The organism is Trinickia terrae (assembly GCF_005144415.1).
Classification (GTDB): domain Bacteria; phylum Pseudomonadota; class Gammaproteobacteria; order Burkholderiales; family Burkholderiaceae; genus Trinickia_A; species Trinickia_A terrae.
Genome location: NZ_SWJE01000015.1, coordinates 176,923 through 189,922, shown reverse-complemented (window position 1 = coordinate 189,922; position 13,000 = coordinate 176,923). Strand labels below are relative to the sequence as shown.

General features: G+C 67.3%; 10 protein-coding genes. 6 read left to right on the top strand and 4 right to left on the bottom strand.

Going from position 1 to position 13,000, the window contains the following annotated elements; genetic code table 11:
• Positions 1–5 precede the first annotated feature (5 nt).
• Positions 6–2,156 carry a methionine--tRNA ligase gene (gene metG / locus FAZ69_RS25420; RefSeq protein WP_136897852.1) on the top strand — a complete coding sequence of 717 codons (2,151 nt, stop codon included), beginning with the start codon at positions 6–8 and terminating at the stop codon, positions 2,154–2,156.
• A 135-nt stretch (positions 2,157–2,291) separates the two neighbouring features.
• On the opposite strand, the gene FAZ69_RS25415 is transcribed toward metG, so the two are convergent.
• Both FAZ69_RS25415 and FAZ69_RS25410 read right to left on the bottom strand, forming a co-directional pair.
• A complete protein-coding gene (locus FAZ69_RS25415; protein ID WP_136897851.1) occupies positions 2,292–6,425 on the bottom strand; it encodes a translocation/assembly module TamB domain-containing protein in 4,134 nt (1,377 codons plus the stop codon).
• A 15-nt stretch (positions 6,426–6,440) separates the two neighbouring features.
• Positions 6,441–8,249, bottom strand: a complete 1,809-nt coding sequence (locus FAZ69_RS25410) for an autotransporter assembly complex protein TamA (RefSeq protein ID WP_439654796.1) — start codon at positions 8,247–8,249, stop codon at positions 6,441–6,443.
• Positions 8,250–8,647: 398 nt separating this feature from the next.
• On the opposite strand from FAZ69_RS25410, the gene FAZ69_RS25405 reads away from it, so the two are divergent.
• From FAZ69_RS25405 to panD, 4 genes are all read left to right on the top strand, one after another.
• Complete coding sequence (locus FAZ69_RS25405) at positions 8,648–8,833, top strand: DUF3460 family protein (RefSeq protein WP_136897850.1); 186 nt, start codon at positions 8,648–8,650, stop codon at positions 8,831–8,833.
• Between the two features lie 2 nt (positions 8,834–8,835).
• Positions 8,836–9,705 carry a segregation and condensation protein A gene (locus FAZ69_RS25400; RefSeq protein WP_136897849.1) on the top strand — a complete coding sequence of 290 codons (870 nt, stop codon included), beginning with the start codon at positions 8,836–8,838 and terminating at the stop codon, positions 9,703–9,705.
• Positions 9,706–9,832: 127 nt separating this feature from the next.
• On the top strand, positions 9,833–10,666 hold the full coding sequence (gene panC / locus FAZ69_RS25395; protein WP_136897848.1) for a pantoate--beta-alanine ligase: 834 nt from the start codon (positions 9,833–9,835) through the stop codon (positions 10,664–10,666).
• Positions 10,667–10,676: 10 nt separating this feature from the next.
• The gene (panD, locus tag FAZ69_RS25390) at positions 10,677–11,063 is read left to right on the top strand and encodes an aspartate 1-decarboxylase (RefSeq protein WP_136897847.1); all 387 of its coding nucleotides are present in this window, start codon (positions 10,677–10,679) and stop codon (positions 11,061–11,063) included.
• 70 nt (positions 11,064–11,133) lie between these two features.
• Here the strand turns inward: panD and FAZ69_RS25385 are convergent, their stop codons facing one another.
• Positions 11,134–11,760, bottom strand: a complete 627-nt coding sequence (locus FAZ69_RS25385) for a ParA family protein (RefSeq protein ID WP_136898013.1) — start codon at positions 11,758–11,760, stop codon at positions 11,134–11,136.
• A 199-nt stretch (positions 11,761–11,959) separates the two neighbouring features.
• Between FAZ69_RS25385 and FAZ69_RS25380 the strand changes: the two genes are divergently transcribed.
• Positions 11,960–12,382, top strand: a complete 423-nt coding sequence (locus FAZ69_RS25380; protein WP_136897846.1) for a PaaI family thioesterase — start codon at positions 11,960–11,962, stop codon at positions 12,380–12,382.
• A gap of 141 nt (positions 12,383–12,523) precedes the next feature.
• Here the strand turns inward: FAZ69_RS25380 and FAZ69_RS25375 are convergent, their stop codons facing one another.
• Positions 12,524–12,940, bottom strand: a complete 417-nt coding sequence (locus FAZ69_RS25375) for a DoxX family protein (protein ID WP_136897845.1) — start codon at positions 12,938–12,940, stop codon at positions 12,524–12,526.
• Positions 12,941–13,000: the final 60 nt, after the last annotated feature.

Below are 13,000 nucleotides of genomic sequence, written 5' to 3'. Positions count from 1 at the left end.
TCCCCATGACAGCAGCCTCCACCGATTCCCACGCGCAAGCCGGCGCGGCCGCGAGCAACGCGAGCCGCCGCCAGATCCTCGTCACGTCCGCCCTGCCCTACGCGAACGGACAGATCCACATCGGCCATCTGGTCGAGTACATCCAGACCGACATCTGGGTGCGCGCGCTGCGAATGCACGGACACGAGGTCTACTACGTCGGCGCCGACGATACGCACGGCACACCGATCATGTTGCGCGCCGAAAGCGAGGGCATCACGCCGAAGGCGCTGATCGAGCGCGTCTGGAAGGAGCACAAGCGCGATTTCGACAGCTTCGGCGTGTCGTTCGACAACTACTACTCGACCGATACCGAAGAAACCCGCGTGCTCTCCGAGGAGATCTACGGCGCCCTCAAGGCAGCCGGGCTGATCGAGGCGCGCGACATCGAGCAGGCCTACGACCCGGTCAAGGAAATGTTCCTGCCGGACCGCTTCATCAAGGGCGAATGCCCGAAGTGCGGCGCGAAAGACCAATACGGCGACAACTGCGAAGTGTGCGGCTCGACCTACCAGCCGACCGAGCTGGTGAACCCGTACTCGGTGGTGTCGGGCGCGACGCCCGTGCGCAAGACCTCGACACACTACTTCTTCCGCCTCTCCGACCCGCGCTGCGAGAACTTCCTGCGCAGCTGGGTAGGCGGCCTCGCGCAGCCGGAAGCGACCAACAAGATGCGCGAGTGGCTCGGCGAGGCCGACGAGGCGAAGCTCGCCGACTGGGACATCTCGCGCGACGCGCCCTACTTCGGCTTCGAGATCCCCGGCGCGCCCGGCAAGTACTTCTATGTGTGGCTCGACGCGCCGGTCGGCTACTACGCGAGCTTCAAGAACCTCGCCGACCGCCTCGGCCTGGATTTCAACGCGTGGATCAAGCAAGGCTCGACCACCGAGCAGTACCACTTCATCGGCAAGGACATCCTCTACTTCCACACGCTGTTCTGGCCCGCGATGCTGGAGTTCTCCGGCCACCGCACCCCGACCAACGTGTTCGCGCACGGCTTCTTGACCGTGGACGGCGCGAAGATGTCGAAGTCGCGCGGCACCTTCATCACGGCGCAGAGCTACATCGATACCGGCTTGAACCCCGAATGGCTGCGCTACTACTTCGCGGCGAAGCTCAACAGCACGATGGAAGACCTCGACCTCAGCCTCGAGGACTTCCAGGCGCGCGTGAACAGCGACCTCGTAGGCAAGTACGTGAACATCGCGAGCCGCGCGGCGGGTTTCCTCATCAAGCGCTTCGACGGCCGCATCCAGGCGAGCGCGATGCACCACCCGCTGCTCGGCACGCTGCGCACGGCGATTCCTCAAATCGCGGCGCACTACGAAGCGCGCGAGTACGGCCGCGCGCTGCGCCAGACGATGGAGCTCGCCGATGCCGTCAACGCGTATGTCGACACGGCCAAGCCCTGGGACCAGGCGAAAGACCCGGCCAATGCCGTCGCGCTGCACGAGACGTGCAGTGTCAGCATCGAGGCGTTCCGCCTGCTGTCGCTCGCGCTGAAGCCGGTGCTGCCGCAGCTTGCGCGAGGCGTCGAGGCGTTTCTCGGCATCGAGCCGCTCACCTGGGCCGACGCCGGCAAACCGCTCTCCGCCGAGCACCGCATCAACGCGTACCAGCACTTGATGACGCGCGTCGATCCGAAGCAGCTCGAGGCGCTGCTCGCGGCCAACCGCGACTCGCTGCAAGCGACGCCAAGCGCCGCCCCCGCGGACGCCAGGAAGAAGGCCAAGGACACTAAAGCGAACGAAGCGAAAGACGGCGCCGATCAATCCGACAGCATCTCGATCGACGATTTCGCGAAGATCGACCTGCGCGTCGCGAAGATCATCGACTGCAAGGCGGTCGAAGGATCGGACAAGCTGCTGCAGCTCACGCTCGACGTCGGCGAAGAGAAGACGCGCAACGTGTTCTCGGGCATCAAGTCGGCATATCGTCCGGAAGACTTGATCGGCAAGCTGACCGTGATGGTCGCGAACCTTGCGCCGCGCAAGATGAAGTTCGGGCTCTCCGAAGGGATGGTGCTCGCGGCGTCGGCGGCGGACGAGAAGGCCGAGCCGGGGCTTTACGTGCTCGAGCCGCATAGCGGGGCGAAACCGGGGATGCGGGTGAAGTAAGTCCGGCGATCCGGCGATCCGGCGGTCCGGCGGCAGAAAATCGGCGGCCGCATCCGGGCCGCCTTCGAGAAAAGCACGCTCTGAACGGCGTGCTTTTTTTGTTTTCGAAGCCGGGAAGCGCGGCGCAGCCCCGCCTCACCGCCCCCCAAACAGACTGTCGAACCGCTTCGTATAGTTCAGATCGAGCCCCTGGAACGTTCCGCCATACGCGGAAACCGACCAGAACCGCGTCAGGTTCAGCGTCGCCTTGAACGCATTGCTCGCCGTTTGCAGCCCTTGCTCGTAGCCGAGCACGAGCCGCTCGCTGATCGCCTTCGACACCATCACCACCTGCGGATCGGTCAACCCCACGTCGCTGCGGCCGACCGAGAACTCGTCGAGCCCGAAGGTCTGCGCGACGCGCTTGCCCGTCGCGCTGCCGAGCAGCGCGAGCGCCGTCGTCATCGTGCTCTGCTGGCCCAGGTTGTTGCCCTGGTCGGTGCCGTGGCCGAACAGCAGCCACGACAGCTTCTCGTTGTCCGGCACGTTCGGCTCCGAAACGAGCTTCGCCACCGGCGACTGGATCGTCCCCGTCACCTGCACGCCGGCCTCGACCTCCTGGTTGCGCCGCATCGCGAGGATGTTGATGCCGGGGTTAGCGACCGGCCCGTTGAAGGTGAAGAAGCCGTTCTCGATCGCGAGCTTGCGGCCGAAGGAGGTGTAGGTCGAGCCCTCGGTCACGCGCACGTTGCCGACCGCGCGCAGCGGCATGTTCGGCGCCGACAGCGCCGTGATCGTGCCGCGCAAGCCGAGGTCGGCGCCTTGTCCGCGGAAGCGGAAGTTGTCGCCGAGGTTGATGTCGACGTTCGCGCGCGGCGCGAAGCGGCCCACCGGCTTGTTGGTCGGGTCGGCTTCCTGCGCTTGGCCGCGCACGGTGCCGTCCGAGCGCACGATCACGACGTCGTCGCCGAGATGCGGCGCCGCCTGCTCGGGCATGTCGAAGAGCGCGCGGTCGACCTTGAACTTGCCGTTGATGTCGATGCCCGCCGTGCCGCCGTTGGCCACCGTCGCGCTGCCGGTGAGCGACAGCCGCCGGTCGGGCGAGGCGAACAGATCGAGCTTGTCGGCGACGATGCTCGCCGTGAGATCGGGCTCGTCGCTGGCGCTATCGAGGCGCACGCGCCCCGTGGCGCGCAGCGTGCCGTCGCCGCCATGGAACTCGACGTTCTGGAAGTCGACGAGATTCTCCGAGAGCACGATGCGGATCACGCCGTTCTTCAGCTGCACGCCCTGGTCGACGAGCGTCGCGGACAGGCCGTCGCCCGTGAGCGCCCCCGACAGGCTCGGCTTCTTGGCCGTGCCGGCGACCGTCAGCTTCAGCGCGAGATGGCCGGCAAGCAGGTAGCTCGGGCCGAACAGGCCACCCGTCGTCGTCAGCGACGGCACGTCGGCGTTCACGGCGCCCGAGAGCGGCGCGTCTTCGGCGATCGCGAGGAAGCCGTCGCGCGGCGTGAGCGGCACGGCGACGTTCGCCTCGACGATGCCGATGCGGCTCGCCTGCGCGTGAACCGTGGCAGCAAGCCGCCGGCCCTCGCCGAACTCGGCACGCGCGGCGATATCGGTGATGCCGAGCGCCGCCACGCCGCGCCCGGTATCGAGCGTCAGGTCGCCGCCGCGGCGCTTGATCTGGAAGTAGCCGCTCGCCGTCTGGCCGACGTTCAGGTTCCAGTCGCTGTCGAACACGAGATCGGTCCTGACGGGCGGACGCTGGCCGGTCAGCTCCTGCTGGATTTCCAGAAGCCGCGCGACCGACACGTTCGTGAGCGACCCGGCCGAGCGGATCGTGCCGTGATCGAGCGCCAGCGACTTCAAGTCGAGCACCGCGCCTTCGAGCGTGAGCCGCGTCGCGCCGAGCACGGCGCGCTCAAGGCCCGCGCTCACCGTCACCGGCGCTTCGAGATTCAGCGCGGGCATGCCCTTGTTCGCCAGGCGCGTGACGGTGCCGTCCCAGCGCGTGCCTTCGCGGGTCTCGGTCAGGCCGCCGTCGGCGGCGAGCGTCAGGCCGACCGGGCGGCCGTGCACGGTGCCGGCCGCCGCCGCTTGCAGCGCGTGCTTCGCGCGCGTGCCCGTGAGCTGGGCGGTGAGCGTCTTCAGCTCGATGCCGTTGCTGCTCAAATCGCGCGCGTCGGCCGTGAACACCATGGCGCCGCGGGCGCCGTCGCGCAGCTCGGCGCGGCCTTCCGCATGGCCGAGGCGGTTCTCGCCGAACACGACGCCGTCGGCCTTGTAGGCGAGCGCGACGTTCGGATGCGCGAATGAGCCCGTGATGTCGCCGTCCGCCCGCACAAGACCGGCCAGGCCGAAGCCGAGGCGGTCGAGCTGCGGGGCGTCGACGTGGAATTGCAAGCGGTCGCGCGGCGTGCCGAAGCTGCCGTTCAGATCGACCTGGTTACCCGCGATCGACAGGTTCACGCTGCTCGGCAGGATCCGCGATCCGGCGAGCTGGACGGTGCCTGCGCCCGTCAGCGGCATGCCGTCGTAGACGCTGTCGCCGAGCTTGAACTGCGCCTTCGTGGTGAGCGTCGGGCCGAGCGCGCCGGTGGCGCTCAAGGTGCCGTTGACGCGCGCTTCGATGGGACGCTTCGCCGCGGCTGCGGGCTTCGCGGGCGCCATCAGCGACAGCGGATCGAAATCGGTCAGCGCGGCCTTCACGCTGTAGCTGGCATTCGCGTCGTGCTTGAGCGTGCCCGACAGATCGATGCGGCCGTTGCCCGAGCTCACGCGAACGTTGTCGAACGCGATCTGCGCCGGATCCTGGGCCACGTGCGCCTGCGCCCGCAGCGCGGCCTTCGGGTCGGCGAGGTCGAACACGACGGCCTGCTTGGCGCCGTCGAGCGTGATGCCGATCGGTCCGGCCAGCGCGGTCGGCCGCACGCTCGCCTCGAACGTGTTGAGGTCGAGCCCGGCCGCGCGCAAATCGAACTTGCCTTTGCCGCCCGCGAACGCGCCATCGCCGGTGAGCGTGGCGTTCTTGACGAGGCGCACGTTGAGGTTCGAGATTCGCTGCTCGCGGGCGTCGAGCCGGACGTCGGCGCGCGCGTCAATGATCGGCAGCAGGTGCTCGCCGATCCCGCCGGCTTTCGCGTTGACGATCGAAACCCGGCCAGCGACGGCGAAGCCTGCGGCGGAAGCCGTGGAAGCCGGTTTCGGCGCAGCGGTATGAGTCGAGGCGCCAGTCGAAGCGTGCGAGGCCCCCGAGGCGCTCGAAGCACTACCCGTCCCGCTGCCCGCCGCCTTCGCCCCTTCCGGCCCCGTCACCGGCGCCAGCTCCGCCCGCACCGCCAGATCGGCAAACGGCGCGCCCTGGCTGAAGGCTTGCGGATTGACGTGATCGAACGCGAGCGTCGCACGCGTGAGCGGCACATCGGAGAACGGCGCGGCTTCGACGCGCGCCTGCCCCGCCAGCTTCATCCCTGTCGCGTCCAGATCGGCGACGAGCGCCTCGAGCGTGCCGGACACGCGCGCGCGCACCTGCACGGGCTCCTCGGCGACCTTGCCGGAATATCCCGCATTGCCGGAAAGCGCGAACGGCCGCACGCCATCCAGCTTGGCCTCCGCGGTCACGGCGCCGAACGGCGTGTCGAGCCGCTCGACCGACGCCTCGTGATGCCGCCCGTCGCTGCGTCCGTGGAAAATCAGCCGGGCGTACTCCGTCGTCGACGTGCCCTCGTGCAACACCAGCTTGTCGACGCGCAGATCGCGCACCTCGAGCTGCATCGGCAGTTGCAGGTCCTGCGGCAGCACGGTCGGCTCGGTGCTCGGCGGCGACGGGGCGAGGCGCGCATCGATCGTGCCGACGCGCAGATAGCCGACCGTAAAGCGCCACGGCGAGCGCGTCAGCCCCCAACTGCCCGCAATACGGTCGATCCGGATCTCGTCGCCCTTGCCGTCGAGGCTGCTGCGCCACCGGACGTTCGACAAACGCACGCCGGTGGCGAGCGAGCCGCCGTCGAACGTGCCGGCCAGCCGCCCGCCGAGCACCGACACGGCCGCCTGCCAGGCGAGACGCGTGCCGCGCCCGGTGGCGATCGCGCCGTACAGCGCGCCGATGGCGAGCACGGCGAGAAACACGATGAAAACCACCGTCCTCCCGAGCGCCTTCAGCACCCGGCGCCTCGGCGGCGTCCCGCGCGGCGCAGGCGAGCCCGGCGCGCCGCCCGCCGGCTGATCGTCGGGAGGCGGGCCGGGAGGCGGCGTCGCGGGCGGATTGGCGGGGGAGTCCGTCGTCATGCTTGGTGATCTTGGTTAAAAGGCGATGCCGAGCGTCAGGTACGGCCGCACGCTCTTGTCGCGCAGGCCGTAAGCAAGGTCCACGTTGACCGGGCCGACCGGACTGCGCCAGCGCGCGCCGAAGCCGAGGCCGGGATAGAAGACCTTCTCGCCCCAGGTGTCGGTGGCCGTGCCGATGTCGAAGAAAGTGGCCGCGCCCCAGTCGTGATTGAACCAGTGCTGGTATTCGGCGGAGCCCGTCATGAGGTACTTGGTCGGCAGCACCGAGCCGTCGACGTTGTTGCCGATGCTCTGAAAGCTGTAGCCGCGCACCGAGTTCGAGCCGCCCGCGCGGAACAGCAGCGATGCCGGGACGCCGCTCGACGGCCCGCTCGTGAACACGCCGCCCGCTTCGGCGCGAAACACGAACAGGTCGCGCCTGCCAACGGGCAGGTACTGCTGAGCGCGCGCGTAGCCACGGATGAAGCTCTGGTCGGCCAGCGCGTTCTTGACCGCAAAGCCCGCCTCGGCATGGATCAAGTTGCCCGCGCGCGGGAACAGCGGGTCGTCGGTATTGCGGCGCGTCCACGACCACTGGGGCACGAGCGCCCGGCTCGTCTGCGGGCCGACGGCGTTCTGGTCGAGCCGGTCGTCGTAGAACAGGATCGAGTAGGTGTAGTCGATGTTCTGGCTCGTGCGCGAGCGCTGCACGCCGGCGCGCGCACTGTAGATCGTCGTGCCGGACACGTTCGTGCTCGTGTACGACGCGAGCGCGCTGTTGGTCCAGGCGCGCGCCCCGGGCGGCATCGAGAGCGTGATCTGCCCGTACTGCTGGATCTGGTCGAGACGCCCCTGGATCGACAGCGGCCACGCCGCGCCGAACGTATCGAGGTACGTGTACGAGCCCTGCACATGCGCGCCGGTGTCGGTCGCATAGCCGACGCCGCCGCGCACGCTGTTGTACGGATACTCGCTGACCTTCACGTGGACGGACGTCTGCTGCGGCTTCTGGACGTCGCTGTCGACGTCGATCGCGACGCTCGCGTAATAGGGCGTGTTCTGCAGTTGCCGCTGCAGCTCGGCGATGCGTTGCGTATCGTAGATCTCGCCGACGCCGAGCGGGTTCACTTTGGTGACGATGTCGCCCGGGTAGCGGCGCACGCCGGAGACGTCGAGCGGACCGAGCGTGAACGTCGGGCCGCTGTCGAACGTGACCGATAGCGCAGCGCTCTTCGTGCGCGGATCGATCCGCGCCTCCGAGCGCTGGATCTTCGCGCCCAGGTAGCGGCGCGACTGCAGCTGCTTGAGCGCGGCGTTCTTCGCGCCGTCCCAGTCCGATTGCGTGAACGGGTCGCCCTCGTGCAGGGAGAAGGCGAAGCGCGTTGCGGTCTCCTGCCTGGGGTCTTCCGTCAGCACCGGCCCCTTGAACGACAGCGTCACCGACGACACCATCATGCGCGGCCCCGGATCGACGCTCACCATCACATCCTTCGTGCCCTTGGCCGTGGTCCGCACGTCGGTGCGCACGACCGGCGCAAAGTAGCCTTCGGTCGCGGCGAGGTCGCGCACCTGCTGCGGCGTGGCGGTGACGAGGAAGGTGAACTGGTCGTCGCTGATGTCGTCTCGCTTGGCGAAGCGGGAGATATCCAGGTGCTCCTTGAGCAGCTTCTTGACCGAGCGCGGCGCGTCGATATCGACGTCGTACTTCGCGCTCGCCGGCATCGCAAAAACGATCAGCAGGCAGCCGACGACAGCCGGCAGCATGCCGCGCACTGCTCGGCGCGCCGGCTTCGCGCCGTCCGCGCGATCGGTAGCTGCGCGCGCGCCGCGCGTCGGGTGGGACACATACCCCGGCAAACGGGACCTCCGGCCATGGTGTTGGGTGGATCAGCGCCCGTTCATGCCAATCACGGGCCCTGGCTGTAGATAAACCTGCGGCAGCGAGGCCGGAAAGCCTAAATGCCGCTTTCGCCGCGCGTCACGCTGCGGGTCTTGCGGCAAGGCAGGCTGCAGCCGTGTATTTGACCACACGAGCGCAGACGCCTTGTCTACGCGTCGTCCGCCGCCCCTCGCCAGCGGAAGATCAGGCTCGCCGGAAGCCGCGCGCCCGCCTTTGACGGCTCAAAAAAGCGGATGTTCCGCATGACGCGTCGGGCGCGGCACGCTTGCGGTAAAATTGCGGCTGATCAAACGGCGGCGGCGGCCTGACGGGCTTGCCGCCCTATTTTCGAGAACGTCGAGCCATGTATCAATCAGACATCACGCAATTCCTGAACCAGCTGAAACAACAAAAGCCGACGCTGGAAGAAGAACAGCGCCGCGGCCGTTCGCTGCTGTGGGACAAGCAGCCGATCGATCTCGAAGAACGTGCCGAGCAGCAGGAATCGCGCGTCCAGCAGACGTCCTACGTCTACTACCAGAACTTCTGAGCGTGACCACTGCCGACGACGCCCGTCGGGCACAAGAGTCGAGCGCCGCACTCGCCTCGCCCCCCACGGATACGACGCCCGACACCGTCGACGGCATCGCGTTCGCACGCCTGTACGGCGAACCGCTCTTCAAGCTGCCTCAGGACCTCTACATCCCGCCGGATGCGCTGGAGGTCTTCCTCGAAACCTTCGAGGGCCCGCTCGACCTGCTGCTCTACCTGATTCGCAAGCAGAACTTCAACGTGCTCGACATCCCGATGGCGGATGTGACCGCGCAATACCTCGGCTACGTCGAACAGTTGCGCAAGACCAATCTCGAGCTCGCGTCCGAGTACCTGTTGATGGCGGCGATGCTGATCGAGATCAAGTCGCGCATGCTGCTGCCGGTGAAGAAGGCCGATACCGGCGACGAAGCGGAAGACCCGCGCGCTGAGCTGGTGCGGCGTTTGCTCGAATACGAGCGAATGAAGCTCGCCGCGCAGCGTCTCGACCAATTGCCGCAGCTCGGCCGCGATTTCCTGCGCGCCGAGGTCTACATCGAGCAAAGCATCACGCCGCGCTTTCCCGACGTCGACACCAACGACCTGCGCGCCGCCTGGGCCGACGTCATCAAGCGGGCCAAGCTCGTCCAGCACCACAAGATCTCGCGCGAGGAATTGTCGGTGCGCGAGCACATGAGCGTGATCCTGCGGCGCCTGCAGAACGTGCGCTTCGTGGAGTTTTCCGAGCTGTTCGACGTCCTGCGCGGAGTGCCCGTGGTGATCGTCAATTTCATCGCGATGCTGGAGCTGTCGCGCGAATCGCTGATCGAGATCACGCAGGCCGAGCCGTTCGCGCCGATCTACGTGCGCCTCGCGTACCTGCCCGCGTAGTTACCCGTACCCGCCTGATCGCGAAAATCCACTACAATCCCGCGCTTCGAACCCTGCCTCGGCACGGACGACGAAAACCGCAGGCGCGCAGCGCCCGCGTCACCGCTCGACGAACACACAGCCGACTATGAAAGTCATCAGCTCGATCCAAGAATTGCGCGACCAGCTGCGCGGCCAGAATCGCACGGCGTTCGTGCCGACGATGGGCAATCTCCACGAAGGGCACCTGTCGCTGATGCGGCTCGCGCGCCAGCACGGCGACCCGGTCGTCGCGAGCATCTTCGTGAACCGCCTGCAGTTCGGGCCGAACGAGGATTTCGACAAATATCCGCGCACGCTCGAAGCCGACATCGAGAAGCTGCAGAAGGAAAACGTGTACGTGCTGTTCGCACCGACCGAGCGTGACATGTACCCGGAGCCGCAGGAATACCGGCTGCATCCGCCGCACGACCTGGGCGACATCCTCGAGGGCGAGTTCCGGCCCGGCTTCTTTACCGGCGTGTGCACGGTCGTGATGAAGTTGATGTCGTGCGTGCAGCCGCGCGTCGCGGTGTTCGGCAAGAAGGATTACCAGCAGCTGATGATCGTGCGGCAGATGTGCAGCCAGTTCGCGCTGCCGACCGACATCATCGCCGCCGAAACCATACGCGACGCGGACGGCCTCGCGCTCAGCTCGCGCAACCGCTATCTCGGCGAAACCGAGCGCGCCGAAGCGCCGATGCTCGCGGCCACGCTCGGCCGTGTTCGCGAAGAAGTGCTCGCGGGCAACCGCGACTTTGCGGCGATCGAGGCACAAGCCCAGGCAAGCCTCGCCGCGCGCGGCTGGAAGCCCGACTACATCGCGGTGCGCAAGCGCTCGAACCTGCTGCCGCCGGCCGCGCACGAAACCGATGCGCCGCTCGTCGTGCTCGCGGCGGCGAAGCTCGGCGCGACGCGCCTCATCGACAACCTCGAAATCTGACGGAAAGACCATGCAGCGCCATATGCTGAAATCGAAGATTCACCGCGCCGCGGTCACGCACTGCGAGCTCCATTACGAAGGCTCCTGCGCAATCGACGAAAACCTGCTCGAAGCGGCGAACATCGTCGAGAACGAGCGCATCGACATCTGGAACATCAACAACGGCGAGCGCTTCTCGACCTACGCCATCAAGGGCGAGCGCGGCAGCGGGATGATTTCGCTCAACGGCTCGGCGGCGCGCCGCGCGCAATTGGGCGACCTCGTGATCATCGCGGCCTTCGCGACGGTCGACGAAGCCGAGCTCAAGGCCGGCTGGACGCCGAACCTCGTATTCGTCGACGAGAACAACAAGATCAAAGGAAGCCGGGATCACGTACCGGTCCAGAACTGGACCTGAGCGGCGGATCGAGCACAGGCGCCTTCGGGCAGGGCGCCTGTCCCACCTGACGACGCACCCGCCACGCGCCTCACTTCTTGCTCGCCCACTCGATGATGGGCGCCCACTGCTCCAAGTCCTTCTCGACCCGGCTCTTCGCCACATCCCAGAGCGTCAGGCCGTGCGCGGCAAGCTGCACGTAGTTCTGCGTATCGCGCACGAAGCCGAGCACCGGCAGCTTCAACCCTTCGACGAATCGATGCAGCTGCTCCGCCGAGCGCGTGCGCGCATCGACGCGCATCCCCACCACGCCGACCTCGATCGACCCGCGCCGCACGGCCTTTTCCTTCGCGAGCCGCTCGAGAAATTGCTGCGTCGCCAGGATGTCGAACATCGACGGCTGCAGCGGCACGATGACCTTGTCCGCAAGCTCGAGCGCGACGTCGAAGCGGTTGCCGTGCAGGCCGGCCGGGGTGTCGACCACCGCCTGCTCGAGCCCGCGGGGCGGCTTGGCGGGCGTATCGAGGTCGATCTTCCACTCCTCGATGGGCGGCATCCCGGCCGGCCGCAGGTCCAGCCACGCATGCGCCGACAGTTGCCGATCGAGGTCCGCGAGCGCCACCCACTGGCCGTTCGCCGCGAAATAACCCGCCAGATTCGTCGATAGCGTGCTCTTGCCCACGCCGCCCTTCGGATTCGCCACCACGATCACCGCCATGAACTCTCCCGGAAAGAAGGCCGACGCCGCAGCCTGCTCCGGATGACGGGGCGGGCCGCTGCCGGCCGGTTTGCCGTGCGTCCGCATCAGTCGCTTTCAGCAGCCGCTTGGAGTTGTCGATAATATCGGCAAATTCGTCCCCGCCGAAGCCCCCCGTCTGTCAGGGTCAGGCCACGGCCTTTAAACAAGAGCCCATCCGATGTCCATATTGCGTCCGGAATTGACCATCGAGCGCCTGCACGAGCGGCAGCGCGGCACCCTCCCCGACCTTCTCGGCGTGCGCATCACGGCCGTCGCCCAAGGCACGCTGACCGGCGAGCTGACCGTGCGCAGCGAGCTGCTCGCGCCGAACGGCTTCCTGCACGCGGCAACTGTCATCGGTCTCGCCGATACCTGCTGCGGTTACGCATGCATTGCGCATCTGCCCGAGAACGCCCGCAACTTCACGACGATCGAGCTCAAGAGCAACTTTCTCGGCACGAGCCGCGAAGGCACCATCAAGGCCGTCGCGACGGCCGTCCATCTGGGCCGCAGCACGCAGATTTGGGACGCCACGGTGTTCGATCCGAACGGCCGCACCATGGCAGTCTTTCGGTGCACGCAGATGATCCTGGCGGGGTGACGCGGGTTGAAACGAAAAAAGCGCGCGGAAATCGGATTCCGCGCGCTTTTTACATTTGGCGATCCGGATCTGGCCCTACGCCAGATCCCGTTGCCTCAGCCTGACCGGCAAGACGCCGCCCCAGACTGCATCGGACCACGATCAGGCAGTCGCTGCCCGGGCAGCCGGCTTCGACGCCACCGCGAACGCCCCGCCGCCCAGCAGCGCCTGGACCACGAGCGTCACCGCCCAGTAAGCCGGATACTCCCAGCCGCCGTTCGGCGACGCGAAGCCCCAGCCGTTGTGCAGGTGCGCCGACATCGCGCCGAGCATGAACGGCAGCAGCACGATCGCCACCCAGCGCACCTGCACGCCGAGCAGAAGCGCGATGCCGCCCAGCAGTTCGACGAACGCCGTCACATAGCCGAGCCACCCCGGCAGGCCCAGCGACTGGAAGAATTGCGCCGTGCCCGGCAGCGTGAAAACGAAGATCTTTTGCAGGCTGTGCGCGAGATACAGCACGCCGAGCGCGATACGGAGGATGAAGGCGGCCCAGTCGGCCGAGCGGTTCGAATTCATGGTCGGTTCCCTTGAGGTAAGAAGGTCGGCGGCAGCGCCACCAGCTGGAACGGACTGTAT

Coding starts and splice junctions, on each gene's coding strand:
- FAZ69_RS25375 (WP_136897845.1), bottom strand. CDS start 12,940: ATGAATTCGAACCGCTCGGCCGACTGGGCCGCCTTCATCCTCCGTATC.
- metG (WP_136897852.1), top strand. CDS start 6: ATGACAGCAGCCTCCACCGATTCCCACGCGCAAGCCGGCGCGGCCGCG.
- FAZ69_RS25405 (WP_136897850.1), top strand. CDS start 8,648: ATGTATCAATCAGACATCACGCAATTCCTGAACCAGCTGAAACAACAA.
- FAZ69_RS25415 (WP_136897851.1), bottom strand. CDS start 6,425: ATGACGACGGACTCCCCCGCCAATCCGCCCGCGACGCCGCCTCCCGGC.
- panD (WP_136897847.1), top strand. CDS start 10,677: ATGCAGCGCCATATGCTGAAATCGAAGATTCACCGCGCCGCGGTCACG.
- FAZ69_RS25385 (WP_136898013.1), bottom strand. CDS start 11,760: ATGGCGGTGATCGTGGTGGCGAATCCGAAGGGCGGCGTGGGCAAGAGC.
- FAZ69_RS25380 (WP_136897846.1), top strand. CDS start 11,960: ATGTCCATATTGCGTCCGGAATTGACCATCGAGCGCCTGCACGAGCGG.
- panC (WP_136897848.1), top strand. CDS start 9,833: ATGAAAGTCATCAGCTCGATCCAAGAATTGCGCGACCAGCTGCGCGGC.